This window comes from Gracilimonas sp. (genome assembly GCF_017641085.1).
Taxonomy (GTDB): domain Bacteria; phylum Bacteroidota; class Rhodothermia; order Balneolales; family Balneolaceae; genus Gracilimonas.
In genome coordinates this window covers 387,174-404,799 of the sequence record NZ_JAEPPI010000001.1, presented here as the reverse complement: position 1 = coordinate 404,799, position 17,626 = coordinate 387,174, and the positions used below count along the sequence as shown (strand labels likewise).

11 protein-coding genes are annotated in these 17,626 nt (G+C 44.8%); 3 read left to right on the top strand and 8 right to left on the bottom strand.

Annotation, left to right across the window (positions count from 1 at the left end; translation table 11 throughout):
• Positions 1-183: 183 nt before the first annotated feature.
• The 3 genes from JJ941_RS01640 to JJ941_RS01630 are packed head-to-tail and all read right to left on the bottom strand — an operon-like array spanning position 184 to position 4,671.
• On the bottom strand, positions 184-1,347 hold the full coding sequence (locus JJ941_RS01640) for a phosphopentomutase (RefSeq protein WP_290961537.1): 1,164 nt from the start codon (positions 1,345-1,347) through the stop codon (positions 184-186).
• Entirely contained in the window at positions 1,347-2,810 is a 1,464-nt protein-coding gene (locus JJ941_RS01635; RefSeq protein WP_290961535.1) for a GAF domain-containing protein, read from the bottom strand. The genes JJ941_RS01640 and JJ941_RS01635 overlap by 1 nt, the downstream gene beginning before the upstream one ends.
• A gap of 55 nt (positions 2,811-2,865) precedes the next feature.
• Positions 2,866-4,671, bottom strand: a complete 1,806-nt coding sequence (locus JJ941_RS01630) for a M3 family oligoendopeptidase (protein WP_290961532.1) — start codon at positions 4,669-4,671, stop codon at positions 2,866-2,868.
• 362 nt (positions 4,672-5,033) lie between these two features.
• On the opposite strand from JJ941_RS01630, the gene JJ941_RS01625 reads away from it, so the two are divergent.
• The 3 genes from JJ941_RS01625 to JJ941_RS01615 all read left to right on the top strand — a co-directional run bounded on the left by JJ941_RS01625 (position 5,034) and on the right by JJ941_RS01615 (position 13,108).
• Positions 5,034-8,696 (top strand): multifunctional oxoglutarate decarboxylase/oxoglutarate dehydrogenase thiamine pyrophosphate-binding subunit/dihydrolipoyllysine-residue succinyltransferase subunit, encoded by a 3,663-nt coding sequence (locus JJ941_RS01625; RefSeq protein WP_290961529.1) that lies wholly within the window; start codon positions 5,034-5,036, stop codon positions 8,694-8,696.
• A 153-nt stretch (positions 8,697-8,849) separates the two neighbouring features.
• On the top strand, positions 8,850-12,503 hold the full coding sequence (locus JJ941_RS01620) for a reprolysin-like metallopeptidase (protein WP_290961526.1): 3,654 nt from the start codon (positions 8,850-8,852) through the stop codon (positions 12,501-12,503).
• A gap of 11 nt (positions 12,504-12,514) precedes the next feature.
• Positions 12,515-13,108 (top strand): YdeI/OmpD-associated family protein, encoded by a 594-nt coding sequence (locus JJ941_RS01615; RefSeq protein WP_255132517.1) that lies wholly within the window; start codon positions 12,515-12,517, stop codon positions 13,106-13,108.
• Between the two features lie 423 nt (positions 13,109-13,531).
• Here the strand turns inward: JJ941_RS01615 and JJ941_RS01610 are convergent, their stop codons facing one another.
• The 5 genes from JJ941_RS01610 to rsmA form a co-directional block, all read right to left on the bottom strand.
• A complete protein-coding gene (locus JJ941_RS01610; RefSeq protein WP_290961522.1) occupies positions 13,532-13,921 on the bottom strand; it encodes a DUF3224 domain-containing protein in 390 nt (129 codons plus the stop codon).
• On the bottom strand, positions 13,918-14,343 hold the full coding sequence (locus JJ941_RS01605; RefSeq protein ID WP_290961519.1) for a hypothetical protein: 426 nt from the start codon (positions 14,341-14,343) through the stop codon (positions 13,918-13,920). Before JJ941_RS01605 ends, JJ941_RS01610 begins: the two co-directional genes overlap by 4 nt.
• A gap of 175 nt (positions 14,344-14,518) precedes the next feature.
• On the bottom strand, positions 14,519-16,189 hold the full coding sequence (gene groL / locus JJ941_RS01600; RefSeq protein ID WP_290961516.1) for a chaperonin GroEL: 1,671 nt from the start codon (positions 16,187-16,189) through the stop codon (positions 14,519-14,521).
• Positions 16,190-16,238: 49 nt separating this feature from the next.
• Positions 16,239-16,526 carry a co-chaperone GroES gene (groES, locus tag JJ941_RS01595; protein WP_255132524.1) on the bottom strand — a complete coding sequence of 96 codons (288 nt, stop codon included), beginning with the start codon at positions 16,524-16,526 and terminating at the stop codon, positions 16,239-16,241.
• Between the two features lie 168 nt (positions 16,527-16,694).
• Positions 16,695-17,468 (bottom strand): 16S rRNA (adenine(1518)-N(6)/adenine(1519)-N(6))-dimethyltransferase RsmA, encoded by a 774-nt coding sequence (gene rsmA / locus JJ941_RS01590; RefSeq protein WP_255132526.1) that lies wholly within the window; start codon positions 17,466-17,468, stop codon positions 16,695-16,697.
• Between the last annotated feature and the right edge of the window lie 158 nt (positions 17,469-17,626).

The window sequence follows — 17,626 nt, the reverse complement described above, 5'->3', positions numbered from 1 at the left end:
TACCGTTTAATGAATGTTTGCGTACGCTAATGCGCAGATGATATGTGTTATAAGCTTTGTGTAAACACGCGTGAAAAGCTTAAATATTGCGTCTGCGACTTCATGAATTTTACAATTGAACAATATACGAAATTCTCGCTGAATATTAAATGGATGCAGCAGTATTATCATCCTCTAATTAAATCAGACAAATGATTTCCCGGGAAAATCATGCTCAAGCTCAAAAAATTCAACCACACTGCAGGCTATATTTGAGAAGGTTTCTCCTGTTCCAAGATTCTCAGCCTCAGCTCTGCCCTTTGGGAATACAAGTAAAGGCACAAATTCCCTGGAGTGATCGGTGCTGTCCGAACATGGATCGTTTCCGTGATCTCCGGTAATAATCAGTAAATCATCTTTCCTGATTTTAGAGACAATCGCCGGAATAGCCCGGTCGAATTCCTCTAAACTTCCTGCATACCCTTCGGGATCTAACCGGTGCCCGAATAGTTGGTCGGTATCAATCAGGTTTACAAATACGAAGCTGTTATCAAGTTGAGCCGACATCAAGCTCAACAGCTGGGAAATACCTTCTGCATTGCTTTTAGTGGGGCGATATTGGGTGAATCCTTTTCCGGCAAACAGGTCGGCCACCTTACCAATGGAATATGTTTTTACTCCGGAATCATTCAATTTTTGCACCAGGTTATTTTCCGGAGGAACCGACGAGTAATCGTGACGTTTATCGGAGATACGCTCAAAATTCCCGGGCTTTCCGGTAAACGGACGGGCAATGACCCGCCCCACTTCATGGTCTACTATACAGACTTTATTACGCGCAAACTCACACCACTCATACAGTTTCTTTACCGGAACAACATCTTCATGACAAGCCACCTGGAATACACTGTCGGCCGAAGTATATACAATGGGATATCCGGTTTCGAGGTGTTCTTCTCCATAATCCCGAATTACATCAGTGCCTGAATAGGGTTTATTACACAGGGCTTTTTCCACCCCTATTCCATCGCAAAAATCCTTGATTACTTTTTCAGGAAAACCATTCGGATAAGTAGGAAAAGGTTTTTCGAGTTGAATACCCGCTATTTCCCAGTGCCCGGTGGTAGAATCTTTGCCTGCTGAAACTTCACGAAGTTTGCCATAGGCAGCCAACGGTTGTTCATTTTCCGGAACCGAAGCCAGAGGAATGATATTTCCAATTCCCATTTTTTGCAGGTTTGGAAGCTTAACTCCGGTCTGCTCACTTACGTGGCCCAGCGTATTCATGTCGGCATCGCCATATTGATCAGCATCTTCCTGCGCACCGACTCCCAATCCATCTACAACAATGATGTAGGCATTTCCCATTATGCTTCCACCAGTTCAGCTTCCTTATCGTTCATTACTTTAGCTAAGGCTTTCTTCGCTTTCTCCATCACCTGGTACGCGTTCACCGATTGATCGGTAAGCTTTGTATAGCCGACCTTGAATTGAGGACGCATCGTTCCACCGATGGATAGATTGAGTCCTGCTTCCAGTTTCGACTTCATTTTTTCCATCCAGAACGACACAGCTTCTTCGTCATCGCTTTGAATCAGAACCGCATATACGTAATCAGAGTTATAGCCTACAAAACCCGGGATTCCATATTTGGAGGGGTTCAGGTTTGTGACAAAATCTGTCTGGATTTTTTGGAGGTCTTCCAGCCTGAATTTTGTCCGAAGTGCCGAAACATCATCCGGGGCAACCAAACCCAGCCAGGTGTTTTCCGGTGATCCCTTTTTCAGCTTTGCCAACTCGTTATTGAGGGCAATTTCCCAAAGCTCGGGAGTAAAAGCGCCGAAATTCTGCGTCAGGATTTCCTGCACTATTCCGGATTTCTTCACCGAAGATTGCACACTCAAAGCGGCTATCCGCACCATATTCGACAACTTGTGCTTGGTGGACTCTTTGAAGGTCAGCGGATCGTTATCATAGCAAACCACCACTCCCTGCCGCCGGTCGTGGATCATCACCGGGATAGCAAAGGTAGCCCCTTCCGTTCTTTTTTCTGCTGAGGTTATCCTCCGGGGATTGTTGTTGAAATGCATCGTGAAAATAGGTTCTCCCTTTTCAAGGGCTTCATAGGCCACGCTTTTTTCTTCCAGCTGAAGACCTAATTTCGGAGGATTTTTTGAGTTTTGAGTACGCAATATAACATTCCAGGATTCCATGCCGGGTGCCAGAAGTACTGCCCCGCCATTCGGCAGGTTTTTTTGCATTTCTTCCATCATCGTGGCAAAAATCTCGACCTTATGTCCCCGGTAATCCAATTTGTTCAGAGATTCTTCGTAATCTTCCCACTCCTGCTGCTGCTCGTGTAAATCAACCACTTCAAGATAGGTATCCAGCACATTTACCAAGGCATTATTATAGGCCATGATGCGATCCTGTATAGCTTCCTGATCTATCTCCTGCTCACTTTCAAGAACTGTGAGTGCTACCGTTTCCCCTTTGTTTATAAAGGGTACAATCAGAATGTTTTTGGCCTGTACAAAATCAAAATAGTGGATGAGTTTTGCTTTCTCGATGTCTTCCCCCACCATCAACTGAATGATTTCATCGGTATCTTTAAATTCATTCAGGAAATGATTTTCAAATGCTACTCGATCCTGAAACATCACATTGGGAAGTCCCGTGCTGTTGGTTTCCCACACAAATTGTTGCCGGGCGCGGTTCACCCAGCATAAGTAAGAGAGTTGAACTTTCGTGGATGTTCGCAATAAATGCACCAAATCCTGAAGGATCTGCTTGTATTCCCGTAAGGCTTTTTCTTGTCGGTCTAAAGACATTCTCGGTAATTTATAAGTGTGTTAAGCTATTGGAGTGTATGAAATTTAAGGGAATTTAATTAGCCAGCTCTTTAGCCATTTCCTCAGCTTCTTCTACCATGCGTTCGAAAGATGCCAGACCTTTGTTCCAAAAGTCAGGCTGGGTGATATCAAGTCCCATTTTAGCTACTAAATCATGCGGCCACTCAGCCCCACCGGCACTCAGAAGCTCCATATATCTTTCCGGGAATCCTTCCGGGCGCTGCGTGTATTCTTCATATAAAGCCAGCACCAGCAGTTCACCGAATGCATAGGCATACACATAACCGGGAGTATGCAGAAAATGCGGGATATAACTCCACCAAATGCCATACTCATCCGTTAAAGTCACCGAATCTCCATACAACGCTTTTTGCTGTTCCATCCAAAGCTCTGAGAACCGTTCTTTGGTGAGTTCTCCTTCTTCCCGCCGTGCCGTATGCATGGCATGCTCAAATCTGTTCATAGAAATTTGGCGGAAAACGGTAGCGATGGTATCATCAATTTTGCCAATCAGTAATGCCAGTTTTTCTTTGGGGTCATCCAGCTCTTTCATCAGCTTTTGAAATACCAGCATTTCACCAAATACAGAAGCCGTTTCGGCTGTGGTCAGCGGCGTTGATGATTGCAAAACTCCTTGCTGGCGAGACAAGTACTGATGCACTCCATGCCCCAGTTCATGAGCCAGTGTTTGTACGTCTCGGATTTTCCCGTCAAAATTCATGAATACATAAGGGTGAGCCGAGGGAACCGTACCTGCGGAATAAGCCCCGCCTCTTTTACCGGGTTTTATGGCGGCATCAATCCAGTTCTTCTCAAAAAACTTATAGGTGATTTCCCCCATCTCCGGATGAAAATTAGTGTAGGAATCCAGCACCATTTCCTTGGCAGAATTCCAGTCGATCGTAGCCTCATTCTCCATGATGGGTGCGTAGCGATCATAATCCTTCATTTCGTCCAGCCCAAGCAAATCGCGCTTTAGCTTATAGTATCGCTGAACCAGCTCGTATTTTGAGGTCACAGACTCAACAAGGGCATCCACCGTTTCCTTATCGGTTTGGTTAGACAGGTTTCGTGAATCAATCCAGCTGTCGTACTTGCGAAGTTTATCGTTTGTAGATTTGTCGGCAAGTATGGTGTTGAATACAAATGTAAGCTGCCGGCTCAGATCATTGAATTTATCCGTGAGCGATTTATGGGCCCGGATTCGTAAATCACGGTCGCTTTCATGCAGTTTACTCAACACTTCCTGCTCGCTCAGTTCCTCGCCATCCAGCTCAAACTTTGCCGCCCCCAGCGTTTCATCAAAAAAGCGGACCCACGCACTTCGGCCGGTTACAGATTTGGCTGACATAATCTTCTCCTGACCTTCTTCCAGCACGTGCTCTTTGTACCTTCGGGAACTTTCCAGGTAGTGTTTGTACTTGCTCAGCTCTTCACTTTCAATCATTTTTTGAGCTTCCTCATCCGGTACCTGCATCCATTCCACATCCAGAAAAACCAGTTTTTGGCTTACTTCTGATGACAGCTCATTCGACTCTGCCACCAACTTTCCGTAAGCGGTATTGGTAGTATCCGTTGACCATTGTAAATAAGCAAAGGAGCCAATTTTACCGGACCGGTCTAAAATTTCTTCATACTCATCCAGCATTTTTTTGAATTCACCCGGTGAAAGTTCAGCAACCCGGCCTCGGTATTTTTCCCCAAAAGCTTCCGCCTGTTCCACAACCTGCTTTTTATCTTTAGCCAGTTGTGGGTCTTCGTTGGATGAATAAAGGTCGGTGAGATCCCAGTTTATACTTTCAGCCCCTGTTTCTTTCTTCTTTGATGAATTCTCGCTCATTTCCTGATTTTTTGAGTCTGTCGCTTTGTGTTTTTGAGAACCTGAATATAGGGGTTGCTGAAAGCGAATTAAAGACATCTTTCCAACTAAAAGTTAGTATAGAAAAACAGCAAACAGTTGCCCGCAAGAAAATGAAATGTGAGACGTAATTATCGTCACCTCTATCTTTATAATTATTCCTTTTTACTCTTTGCGTATTTGTAACTTACACCCTTCAGAAAATATCGTTTTTTAAGAATGTAATCCTTAATTTTCGGGTTACTAAAAAATATATGCCAATGCTTCAAAATCTGAACCATTGGAGCCGAATTTTCATTACCTATTTAAATCGCTGCCAAAAACCCTGTAGAGGTTAACAACCATTGAAATCACTTGAAGCCGTATTTGGCCCTAACTCTGCACTCGTAGAAGAATTATACGATCAATATAAAAATGAGCCGCAATCGGTTCCTGCCCACTGGAAACGTTATTTTGACGAGCTTGAAGGCAAACCGGTAGATGCTACCGAGCCCGAAGAACTTCAGCCGTCTGAAAGTACAACCACGGTTCAAGCCAATGGCGCAGATACCGCTGAAGCCAAGGAAGCCCCGGCTAAAGAGCAGAAAAAGCCACAGAAAGATGTGGCGGCGCCAAAAAATGCCACGCTCGAGAAAATTAAAGGCGTGGCTACCAAGATTGTAGAGAATATGGATGAGAGCCTGGAAGTGCCCACGGCTACCTCACTTCGCGTGCTTCCGGTTAAAATGATGGTTGAAGACCGCACGATCATTAATCGTCATCTGCTTAAACGAAATGAACCCAAGGCTTCCTTTACCCATTTTATCGCCTGGGCTATTATCAGGGCGCTGAAAGAATTTCCAAACCTGAACAGCTCCTACCTGTACAAAGACGACAATCACTACCGTGTGGTTCCTGATTCTGTGAACCTGGGGGTAGCTGTTGACCTTGAAAGTAAAGACGGTTCCCGCAACTTAGTGGTGCCGAACATCAAGGGCGTTGACAAAATGAATTTCAAAGAGTTCCTGCATGCCTATGCGGAACTTATTAACAAAGCGCGGAACGGGAAGCTTCAGATTGAAGACTTTCAGAATACCACCATTAGTATTACCAATCCGGGGACTATAGGAACGGTTTCTTCCGTTCCCCGACTGATGAAAACCCAGGGTGCCATTATTGCAACCGGTGCTATTGACTACCCGGCTGAGTACCGCGCGATGTCTAAAGACGTACTCAATCAGCTGGGTGTCAGCAAGGTGATGACGGTGACTTCCACCTACGATCATCGCGTTATTCAGGGGGCCGAATCCGGCATGTTCCTGAAGAAAATGGATGACCTGCTCAGCGGTCAGGAAGATTTCTATGAGCAGATTTTTGCTGATCTGGATATCCCTTATGAGCCTCTCCCATACGGACAGGATACCTATTCCGGTCCATTTGGCGGCGGCTCACCTACACTGGAACACGACAGTCGTGTAGTTGGTGTATGGAGACTGATTAATATGTACCGCATGCGCGGACACGTACTTGCCGATCTTGATCCCCTTGAAAAAGAACCCGGTAAAAACCCGGAACTGGATCTGGAATACTACGGATTGTCGTTGTGGGATCTGGACCGTGAGTTTTATTGTGGCGGACTCGGTGGTAAAGAGCGAGCTACGCTGCGTGAAATCATCAGCTTGCTCCGTGATACGTATTGCGGAAATATCGGTGTTGAATATATGCACCTGCTGGATCTCGAAGAGCGTAAGTGGCTCCGTGAATCCATGGAATCTACCGGAAACAATGCCCAGCTTGAGAAAAATGACAAGCGGGAAATCCTGCACAAGCTCAATCAGGCTATGGCCTTTGAAGAGTTCTTGCATAAGAAATATATCGGGCACAAACGCTTTTCTCTTGAAGGTGCCGACACATTGATTCCAATGATTCACTTTATGCTGGAACGAGCCGGTGAACATGGAATTGAGAAGATGTTTATGGGTATGGCCCACCGGGGCAGATTGAATATGCTGGTGAACATCATGAACAAACCGTATCACCGCGTATTTGCCGAGTTTGAAGGAAACATAGATCCTGATTCTATTCAGGGCTCCGGTGATGTTAAATATCACCTGGGTGCCAGGGGAGTTCATAAAGCGGCCAATGGAGCGGAAATTGATCTTCAGCTCATGCCAAACCCTTCTCACCTTGAAGCGGTAAATCCCGTTGTGGAAGGCGCCGTTCGTGCCATGCAGGATCATCATGAGAAAGAAGATGCCGAGAAGCACGTAGTTCCCGTATTGATGCATGGCGATGCCGCTTTTGCCGGACAAGGTGTGGTTGCCGAAACCCTGAATATGTCGCAGCTGGAAGGATATAAAACCGGCGGTACGATGCATATCATCATCAACAACCAAATCGGTTTTACCACTCTGCCTAAAGACGGCCGATCAACGGAATACGCTTCCGACCTGGCAAAAATGATTCTTGCCCCCATCTTCCACGTTAATGGAGATACCCCGGAAGCAGCCGTTCATGCCATGAAAATGGCGCTCGATTACCGCCAGAAGTTTGGTAAGGATGTTATTATCGACCTTATCGGTTACCGTAAGCATGGGCACAACGAAGGCGACGAACCTGCTTTCACACAACCGGGCATGTACAAAGAAATTAACGATCATGCGCCGGTGCGTGACCTTTACACCGAGCACCTGGTGAAAAACGGCGAGCTCACCAAAGAAGAAACCCAGCAGATTTTTGATGAGTTTGATCAGCTGCTGCAGGAAGCTTTTGAGGATGCCAAAAAAGCACCAAATCTTGAAATTACAGAAAACCTGATTGACCGTACGGAAACACCTCAGGACAAATGGAAAGCCTACCCGGATACAACCTACCCGGCCGAAGAGCTCAAAGAAATCGCTGTTAAACTGAACACCGTACCTAAAGACTTTGACGCCAACCCCAAACTGTTGAAGCAGCTGGCTAAAAGAGCGGAAATTGTCGATAAAAATGAAAAGAAAATCGATTGGGGATTTGCTGAACTCTTGTGCTTTGGTTCGCTCCTCAAAACCGGTACTACCATTCGCCTTACCGGACAGGATGTAGAGCGGGGAACCTTTTCTCACCGCCATGCCGTGTTACACGGAACTGAAACCAATCAGAAGTTCACCCCCCTGAATAATCTCTCTGATGATCAGGCCAAATTTCATGTTCATAACAGTTTATTGAGTGAATTTGCAGCGCTCGGCTTTGAATTCGGTTACAGTGCGGAAAAGCTGGATGCGTTGGTGATCTGGGAAGCACAGTTTGGTGATTTTGCCAACGGCGCCCAGGTGATTATTGATCAATTTGTTTCTTCAAGTGAAGCGAAGTGGGGACAGAAATCTGCACTGGTTATGAATCTCCCGCACGGTTATGAAGGTCAGGGGCCCGAGCACTCCTCGGCCCGACTTGAACGATTCCTTCAGCTTTGTGCAGAAGATAACATGCAGGTTATGAACCTGACCACTCCGGCTCAGTATTACCATATGCTGCGTCGTCAGGCCCTTCAGGAGAATAAGCGTCCGGCTATTTTAATGACGCCGAAAAGCCTGTTGCGACACCCTATGGCCACTTCCAGCAGAGATGAACTGGCTGATGGCAAATTCCAGCCGTTTATTGTGGATAAAGACTTCACAGATCCTAAAGATTTGAAGCGCCTGGTTATCTGTTCCGGTAAGGTTTATTACGATCTTCTCAAGTACAGAAAAGAGAATGAGGTCGAAAATGTGGCTATTGCCCGGCTGGAGCAGTTCTACCCATTTGCTGACGATGAGATCCAGGAGCAGCTTAAAGACTTCACCAATGTGAAAGACATTGTGTGGTGTCAGGAAGAACCCAAAAATATGGGAGCCTGGAATTTTGTTGCTCCGCGATTTATGGAGCTCCTGCAAGACGGACAGAAACTCAGCTATGCCGGCCGACAGGCATCTGCTTCGCCCGCGGCGGGACAGAAGAAGATTCACGAAGCCGAGCAGAATAAGCTGATCGAAGATGCCATGAAAGTTTAGGCACGTTCTTCAAAATTATTTGAAAGCCCTGCCCATTAATTTGTGCAGGGCTTTTTTATTGCCGTACTCCTTCCGATGGTTTGTAAGTAGCCCCCATTTTTATTAAGGTCAGTATAGACCATTTATCGGGGCAATATTCACAAAACATATCTTATGAGATCGATCGTATCATTTCTATTCATTCTGAGTCTGTCTTTATTTCTCAGTATTCCCACCTTTGCACAGGATTTCTCGTTCACAAAAACCAAAGCCAAGATCGGTGTTGCAGCAACATACACGGCGGAAGTAAAAGAGCAGAGAATTCTTCATTCCATAAGACAGGGAGAAACCTTAGAGCTTGAGTTTGATGGCCAACAGTACTTTCAAACCATTAAAAAGAGGAAGAAGCTTAATTTTGGTTATACAGGTGTATCCGGATATCCACTGAATGGGAAGAACAGCTACAGCCACCTAATGATTAAAGATGACAAGCTCTCCGGGATATTGCATTTTGAAGGTAAACCTTACCGGCTTCGTTATGAGAACGGAGCTTATCAGTTTTTTGAGATCAGTGAAGAAGTTCATGCATGCGGAGTTGATCAGATGACATCCGTCTCTGCCGCTATGGCAAAGACCACCTCCCCCGGTGGGAATTATGCCAACCCGGTTTATGATCTCGATCAATTCTCTGATACTACCACCGTTGATGTCCTGATTCTTTATACCTCTTCAGCAAAAGCCTGGGCATCCGGACCCAACAACAGTGTCACAAACGATATAGATGAAATCTTTGCCCTGAATGAGAATTTTAAAGAAGACATTATAGAAAACTCGGCTCTGCCCCTTAAAATCCGCTATTTGGGATATGTAGAGATTGATGATCCGACGGCTTCAAGCACTTCAGATGTGTTGTCGAACATGGCTGATAACACGTACGCCGGAAGCACCCACACCTCCGACACTGTTGATATACACAGCCTGAGAGACCAGTTTGGAGCCGACTTAGTCGCTCTGGTCGACTCAATTCAAGATACCGGCGGGCTGGGCTATGTTCCTGATGACATTGGTGGTTCTCCCGTTTACAGTCATTCCGTAAATCGTGTTCAACAATTATCTTTTGGCTATACGTTGATGCATGAGATTGGTCATAATTTTGGAAATGGCCATGGCCGAACCCAAAGTTCGTCTGCAGCAGATAAATCTGGAGCTATGTTCCAGTTTTCAACCGGGCACTATTTTGAAGCCTCTGACGGAAATAATTACAATACCGTTATGCACTATGGGGATTCTAACTCCTCTGAAATTCCTTACTTTTCCAATCCAAGGGTTACGTATATAGACAGTGCTTCAGGAACCTATAATGGAGCCGGTGCACCTGCAGATAATGCCCTTTCAATGACATTAACCAAAAACTGGATTGCCGACTACCGGGAAACCGTTATTGACCCTCCTTCGCTAACTCTAACCACCACTTCTATTGCTGATACCGTTTTCCCTTCCGGAGTATCAAAACGAGATATTATCATTGAGAATACCGGCAACTCCGACTTAGAAATTAAATTGGATGGAGAAATGGCCTACTCATCCAGCCTGAAAATGAGAAAGACAGAAAATATTAAGCAACCATTGGATATTTTTTATGGCTTTGAAGAGTCAGAAGGTTTTGATGCCGGCTCTTATTCGGCAGTTAATGATTGGGTGACTTATGACGATACAGAAACGTTCGAAATAACCACCTCACAAGCAGCATCTGGTTCACAGTCACTTAGAATACCTTCAGGTTCAAGCTCTCTGTATATATCCTCACCCTATTTCGCTAATACATCTCGCTATAGCACCTATAACATTTCAATGAAAATCTATTCTGCAGGAAGCTATCCCCGGGCTTTTTTAAGCTATTACTCACCCAATGAATACCGGGCGGCAGGCGTTTTTCTTGAACAAAATGACGGATATGTCGGCTTCTATGGCAATTATAGCGGAAGCCGTTATTACCGTTATTTTTTTAGTGATGTACAACTTACTAATGACTGGGCCGATGTTGGTATTGAAATTACTACCGAGAACAATGGTACGGTAAATTACAGTTATGAAAGTATCGAAAGGACTACCACCAATGTAGGCTATAATATTCCTGCCAGGCTTGAGATATCTTTACCAAGCTCTTCCTCTTATGACATCTATGTGGATGATATTCACATCACAGCTGAAGATTTATATGGACCGGCTCTAACCATCAGTGATGACCGCGTGACTATCCGCCCCGGAGAAAAAGACACGATGACCGTCACCTTTTATGGCAATGAAAATGATGAAGGGAACTATGAAGGTACCATTTACCTGGAAACCAACGATCCCAATAATGATTCTTTGACCATTCCCATAGACCTTCGCATCGATCCCAATAATCTATATTCAAATGATCAGTTTGCTATCGAGCTGACCGGAGAAGAAGGCTATCGCATGCTTTCTGCACCTACTGCCATTAACCTGAAGGATTTTCTTGAGCCGCTGCATACACAGGGAGCCACCAACGCAGATGTAACCACCGGCAGCCCCAATGTATGGACGTGGGATGAAACCTTTGCAGGCTCCACGAACGAAGGCTGGACTCCCGTTGCGGATTTGGATACCACCATTCAGACCGGCGATGCTTTCCTAATGTATGTTTTTGATGAATCGGTGTATGGTGATTCTACCAGCAGAGGTTTCCCGAAGCTGCTTACTGTTGAGGGCTCATCCAGCTTAAGCACAACTACTTTAGGGACCGGCAGCATCAACCAAAATGCAGATGGATATACTCTTATAGGGAACCCGTTTCCCTCTACGGTAGATTGGGATGACATTCTGGCCAACACCGGAAGTAACAAGCTAAACAACCCGGTTTATGCTTATGACGTAAATTCTGGCAGTTGGAAAAGCTACAGCAGTGGAGTCGGCGATTTAACCAACGGCTTAATCAAACCCTTTCAGGCATTTTTTGTGCAATCAGCATCTACCGTTTCTAATGATGCGACTCTTGCTTTCAAGTCTGATGATATAACAACCGGCGGTGACTTCTACGGAAAATCAGAAAATCTCTCTTACGCCCGATTTGAGGTTACCGGCAACCAAACCGGTCTTACCAATAGCACATACCTATTATTTAAAGACGGGGCGCTCTCCGGTAAAGACCCTCTGGACGCTGTTAAAATGAGTCCGCTTGCCGAAAATTATCTGTTACTCTCTACCATAGGTGAAAACGATCTTAACTTCGACATCAATGCTCTCCCTCAATTTGAGCAGGAACTCAGCATTCCGTTAAATATACAGTCTAATACTTCCGGAAATGTACAATTCTCTCTTACAGATACTGAAGGCTTATCAGGTGTAGATTTCATTCTAAGAAAGGGAGACTGGGAACAACACATTGAGCCGGGGAAACAAATAGAGCTGGATATCAGCTCAGAAAACAGCCCCCAAAAGAATGGATTCACTTTGCAAAACACGGGTAACGAGGATAACCGTTATGAATTGATTCTGAGTAAACAACAACTCGTTTCCATTGAAAATCCTGATGTCCCAACTAAATTCGAATTACTTCAAAATTATCCAAATCCGTTTAATCCATCCACCTCCATTCAGTTTGGACTACCTTCAGCCCGGGTAGTAACTGTATCCGTGTATAATATTCTTGGGCAGCAGGTTGCACTGTTGGTTAATGAACCGATGGAAGCCGGCTTTCATACCGTGAAATTTGAAGCTGATCAGCTCTCCAGTGGCGTCTATCTGTTCCGCCTGGAGGCCGGAGAATTTGTGCAAACCCGAAAAATGCTCTTAATGAAATAAGCTCAACTGCTATGGCCAAAATCAAGTCTATTGAAGCATACATAGAAAAGCATGAACGCTGGGAAAAAAGTCTCAGGCACCTTCACAAATTAATATCGGAGACCGAACTGGATATGTCCATCAAATGGGGGCAGCCCGTGTATTCCCTGAAGGGAAAAAACGTTGTAGGAATCGGGGCTTTTAAGGAGCACTTCGGACTTTGGTTTTTCCATGGAGCTTTGCTGGACGACCCTGAGAGACATCTTCACAATGCCCAGGAAGGAAAAACGAAGGCTATGCGACAGCTCAGGTACCATGCTTTTGAAGAAATGGACGACAAAATTATTACTGAGTTTCTGCATCAGGCCATCGAGAATCAGAAAGCCGGTAAAGAAGTTAAAATCGATACCAAGAGAAAACCCAAGATTCCTCCCCTGCTGGCAACGGCTTTTTCAAAAGATGAAGGTTTAAAAGCACAATTCGGGAAGCTGACTCCGGGCAGGCAGCGGGAATATGCCCAATACATTTCCGAAGCCAAACAAGAAGCTACCAAACAACGCCGGCTGGATAAAATCATCCCGATGATTAAACAGGGAATCGGGTTAAGTGATAAGTATCAGAAGTAGTTAAATTTTTAACATATATCATAACCCTCTTTAAGTAATTTCTTCTTATTCCCATAACTAGCCATATCCATTTGCAGTTGTAGTTTTTCCGGCTAAATTAATCTTAATGCTTTATATGCAATAGATTTACCCGATTGCTGTTCGAATTAACCTAACAAATTGGTGATATATAATGAAGAAATTAAAACTCTCACTCGTTGCGGTGCTATGTCTTATCCTGATATTGATAATCATACAAAATACGGTTTCTGTTGAGGCCCATTTTCTATGGTTTTCAACGGATATGTCGCTGGTGGTTCTCTTATTTTTAACTGGAGTTATTGGTTTGGTATCAGGCCTGATACTTGGATTTCTTATTAAAGGTAAAGAGCCCCAAAAACCTTCCACAGACGCTGAATGATTTACATCAAATGGGGAACTCTTTCAGAGTGAATACTTAAACTCGTAGAAATGCTTGCCGTCGGCAATGTTGATCGCCATCTTGCCTTTCAACCCTTCCAGTTCATCCGTGCCGGAATCTGGCACTACCTCTAAAATCAATTGTTGTTCTCCCTTATTCATGATTCCATAATGCTGCAACACAAAACTCCCATTCTTCCCGGATAAAGTACCGGTTACCTGCTCCATTGCTACATATCCGGCTGATCCTTTTACGGGCGTCATCGCACTCAACATTTCTCCTTTACTGGTGGCATTCAAATCCCCATAAAAAGTTTTGTCGATTGACATTCGGTTTAATGAAATCCCTTCTGCTCCTTCGGCATAAGCCTTGATCGGATTCAGTTTTACTTCAAATTCGCCGGATATCTTCATGAATCTTTGTTTTGGAATTTAGCAGCTAACACAGCCCCCAGGTAAGCCATCGGTAGATAAGCACCCCCAATATCCACAATATTAAACCAAAGCGGTGACGGCAACATAGACACATTGGCAATTCCTCCTACCAAAAAGAAAGCACCTACACCCAGCGCCCATTTCTTTTGGGATGATGTCGCAATGAACGCCGTTAATAACGCCCCTACCATAGTGCCAAGAGCATGAGCCAGAAATGGCATTAAAAAGTTGATGGGCTTGAAAAGATGCATGGATTCCTGTAACCCTTCCATAGTGGTAACATCTGTACCAGCCGGTGGTGGAATGATGAAACCACTGACCATAATAATTCCCATGTTTACAAATCCCCCGACCACAAGTCCTGTGATAAGAGCGAGTATATTTCTGACTATTGGTTTCATATTGGTTTCTTTAATTAGCTGGAAGACAGAGGATTATACTGAAACCGGAAAGCAATAAAAAACCCCGCACAACTAAATGCGCAGGGTTTCTTAAGTTTCTTGTTATGACGCTCAGCGTCGTAACATTCACTCCAACGCAGAGCGTTGGAGCGAGGAAGTTAGGTTAGGAAATGATTTACATCATTCCGCCCATGCCTCCCATTCCCGGCATTCCGCCGCCCATGCCACCTGGCATGCCGCCTCCGCCGTTGTCATCGTCGTCGCCTTTAGAAGGCTTCTCAGAGATCACAGCTTCGGTGGTCAGCATCAATCCTGATACAGAAGCAGCGTTTTGCAGAGCTGTTCTGGTTACTTTGGTAGGATCGATTACACCAGACTTGATGAGGTCTTCGTACACTTCAGTACGAGCGTTGTATCCATAAGCACCTTTGCCATCCAGTACTTTCTGTACTACAATAGCGCCTTCAACACCGGCATTGTTTGCAATGGTGCGAAGTGGAGATTCAATAGCTCTTCGGATGATTTGGATACCAACATTTTCGTCAGCATTTGCGCCTTTGAGCTTGTCAAGGGCGGATGCAGAGCGGAGCAGTGCAACACCACCGCCGGGTACAATACCTTCTTCAACCGCAGCACGGGTTGCATGTAAAGCATCTTCTACCCGGGCTTTCTTCTCTTTCATTTCAACTTCAGAAGCAGCACCGATATAAAGAACAGCAACACCGCCGGCTAATTTAGCCAAACGCTCTTGCAGCTTCTCGCGGTCGTAATCAGAAGTAGTGTTCTCAATCTGAGACTTAATCTGATTTACGCGTGCCTGAATATCTTTTTCTTCACCGTTTCCATCAACAATAGTTGTTGAATCTTTGTCGATAGTTACGCGAGATGCGCGGCCTAGGAAATCAAGAGTAGCATTTTCAAGCTTGTATCCGCGTTCTTCAGAAATCACGGTTCCGCCTGTAAGAATGCCAATGTCTTCCAACATTGCTTTTCTGCGGTCGCCAAATCCTGGTGCTTTAACAGCAGCAATCTTCAGAGAACCACGCAGCTTGTTAACTACTAATGTAGCTAATGCTTCGCCTTCAATATCTTCAGCGATAATAAGCAGTGGATTTCCATTTTGTACTACTTTCTCAAGAATTGGAAGCAGGTCTTTCATCGCAGAAATCTTCTTATCGAAGATCAGGATGTACGGATCTTCCATCTCGGTAACCATCTTCTCAGAATCGGTTACGAAGTATGGAGAAAGGTATCCGCGGTCAAACTGCATACCTTCTACCGTTTCGAGATAGGTTTCAGTTCCTTTAGCTTCTTCAACAGTGATTACTCCGTCTTTGCCAACTTTTTCCATTGCATCAGCAATCAGGTTACCGATAGTTTCATCGTTGTTTGCTGAAATGGTACCGATCTGAGCGATCTCTTTGCGATCGTCAATGTCGCGGCTCATTGATTTTAATTCATCAATGATAGCATTTACAGCCTTCTCGATTCCGGACTTGAGATCCATTGGGTTTGCACCCGCAGTTACATTTTTCAGACCTTCGCTTAGGATAGCCTGGGCCAAAACAGTAGCTGTAGTTGTTCCGTCACCTGCATTATCGCTGGTTTTGGAAGCAACTTCTTTTACCATCTGAGCGCCCATGTTTTGAATCTTGTCGGACAGCTCAATTTCTTTAGCAACAGTAACACCATCTTTGGTTACGGTTGGAGCTCCGAATGATTTCTCAATAACAACATTGCGTCCACGAGGGCCAAGCGTAACTTTAACGGCATTGGCAAGCTTGTCAACGCCTTTCTTTAGTGCGTCGCGAGCTTCTATATCGTAGTGAACTAACTTAGCAGACATAATTATCTATAATTTTAAGTTTATGATTTAATTTTTTTCAAAAGGTGGGTTACGAAACAATTCCCATAATGTCAGATTCGCGCATAATCAGGTACTCTTCTCCTTCAAGAGTTACTTCTGTACCTGCGTACTTCCCGTAGAGAACTTTGTCTCCTTCCTTAACGCTCATTTCAATTTTATTGCCGTTTTCCACTTTACCGGCACCTACCGCTATCACAGTACCTTGTTGCGGTTTTTCTTTAGCCGTATCTGGAATGATAATCCCGGAGCTGGTTTTCTCTTCGGCAGGTTCTGCCTGTACCAACACGCGGTCGCCTAAAGGTTGAATCTTAGCCATTTTTATGACTCCTGTTAGTTTTAGTTTATGGTTTAAATTTTTTGAGGGCTGAGCCCATTCGTTGTTTCGCTACGGGATATGCAAGTTCCGTACCAAATCGATTAAAAAATCGAATAGCGGACGTAATTGATCACTAACAGCACTTTTAAGGAAGGAAGGGTTCCCGGGTTAAGATAAGTTGTCAGACTGCTCGAGATGCTCTGCCAACTTTGCATAGGTTTCGGGAGACCAGTGGTCGGCCCTGTCATCAAAATTGAAACCATCGGGTTGGTAATCCCCCAGCACCGGTTTTAAAGAATTGCTTAGTTTTTTTCGGCGCTGGTTAAAAGCTGTCCGAACCACTTCTTTTATTTTTTCATCCGAAACCGAAAGCGGCTCCTTATCAAAAGTAAGTTTGATAACGGAAGAGGTAACTTTGGGAGGCGGAGAAAAAGAATGTGCCGGCACATCAAACAATAACTCGGGCGTACAAAAAAGCTGGGTTTGTACGCTCAGTATTCCATACTGTTTGGAGGAAGGGTCGGCCACCAGTCGTTCAGCCACCTCTTTTTGCATCATCAGCGTGGCCTCGGTAAAGAGCCGGCGGTGTTCCAACAGGTCAAATAAGATAGGAGACGTGATATAATAAGGCAGGTTACCGACCACAATATTCTTCTTATCCGGATCTATCACTTCCTTCCAGTTCACTTTCAGAATGTCATTTTGGTGAACCCTCAGGTCATCAAACTTCTCCTTCAATACTTCTACCGCCCGCTGATCGATCTCAATCGCGTGCACGTCGTCACATCCCGACAGCAACCATTTGGTTAAAGCTCCGGTACCGGGACCAATTTCAATAATCCGGTCACCTTTGCCTGCAGTTATGGCATCTATGATTTTGAAGATGATGGTGTTGTCAGTTAAAAAATGCTGACCCAGACTTTTCTTGGTTCTAAAAGACATTCAGTGGATTGACGATTGACGATTGACGATTGACAGAAGGTTGGGTTTACTAAGCCTAAAGTCAAAATTAAAATCTGTAGGAGTTTCTGATTCCTGTTCACTGTTAACTGACCGTTAGTCACTCGTCGCTGGTCGCTCGTCATTCATAACATCGGATC

What these genes read in the sequence shown, in the direction of transcription:
- JJ941_RS01640 (WP_290961537.1), bottom strand. Translation starts at nt 1,347, where the DNA reads ATGGGAAATGCCTACATCATTGTTGTAGATGGATTGGGAGTCGGTGCG.
- JJ941_RS01635 (WP_290961535.1), bottom strand. Translation starts at nt 2,810, where the DNA reads ATGTCTTTAGACCGACAAGAAAAAGCCTTACGGGAATACAAGCAGATC.
- JJ941_RS01630 (WP_290961532.1), bottom strand. Translation starts at nt 4,671, where the DNA reads ATGAGCGAGAATTCATCAAAGAAGAAAGAAACAGGGGCTGAAAGTATA.
- JJ941_RS01620 (WP_290961526.1), top strand. Translation starts at nt 8,850, where the DNA reads ATGAGATCGATCGTATCATTTCTATTCATTCTGAGTCTGTCTTTATTT.
- JJ941_RS01615 (WP_255132517.1), top strand. Translation starts at nt 12,515, where the DNA reads ATGGCCAAAATCAAGTCTATTGAAGCATACATAGAAAAGCATGAACGC.
- JJ941_RS01610 (WP_290961522.1), bottom strand. Translation starts at nt 13,921, where the DNA reads ATGAAGATATCCGGCGAATTTGAAGTAAAACTGAATCCGATCAAGGCT.
- JJ941_RS01605 (WP_290961519.1), bottom strand. Translation starts at nt 14,343, where the DNA reads ATGAAACCAATAGTCAGAAATATACTCGCTCTTATCACAGGACTTGTG.
- groL (WP_290961516.1), bottom strand. Translation starts at nt 16,189, where the DNA reads ATGTCTGCTAAGTTAGTTCACTACGATATAGAAGCTCGCGACGCACTA.
- groES (WP_255132524.1), bottom strand. Translation starts at nt 16,526, where the DNA reads ATGGCTAAGATTCAACCTTTAGGCGACCGCGTGTTGGTACAGGCAGAA.
- rsmA (WP_255132526.1), bottom strand. Translation starts at nt 17,468, where the DNA reads ATGTCTTTTAGAACCAAGAAAAGTCTGGGTCAGCATTTTTTAACTGAC.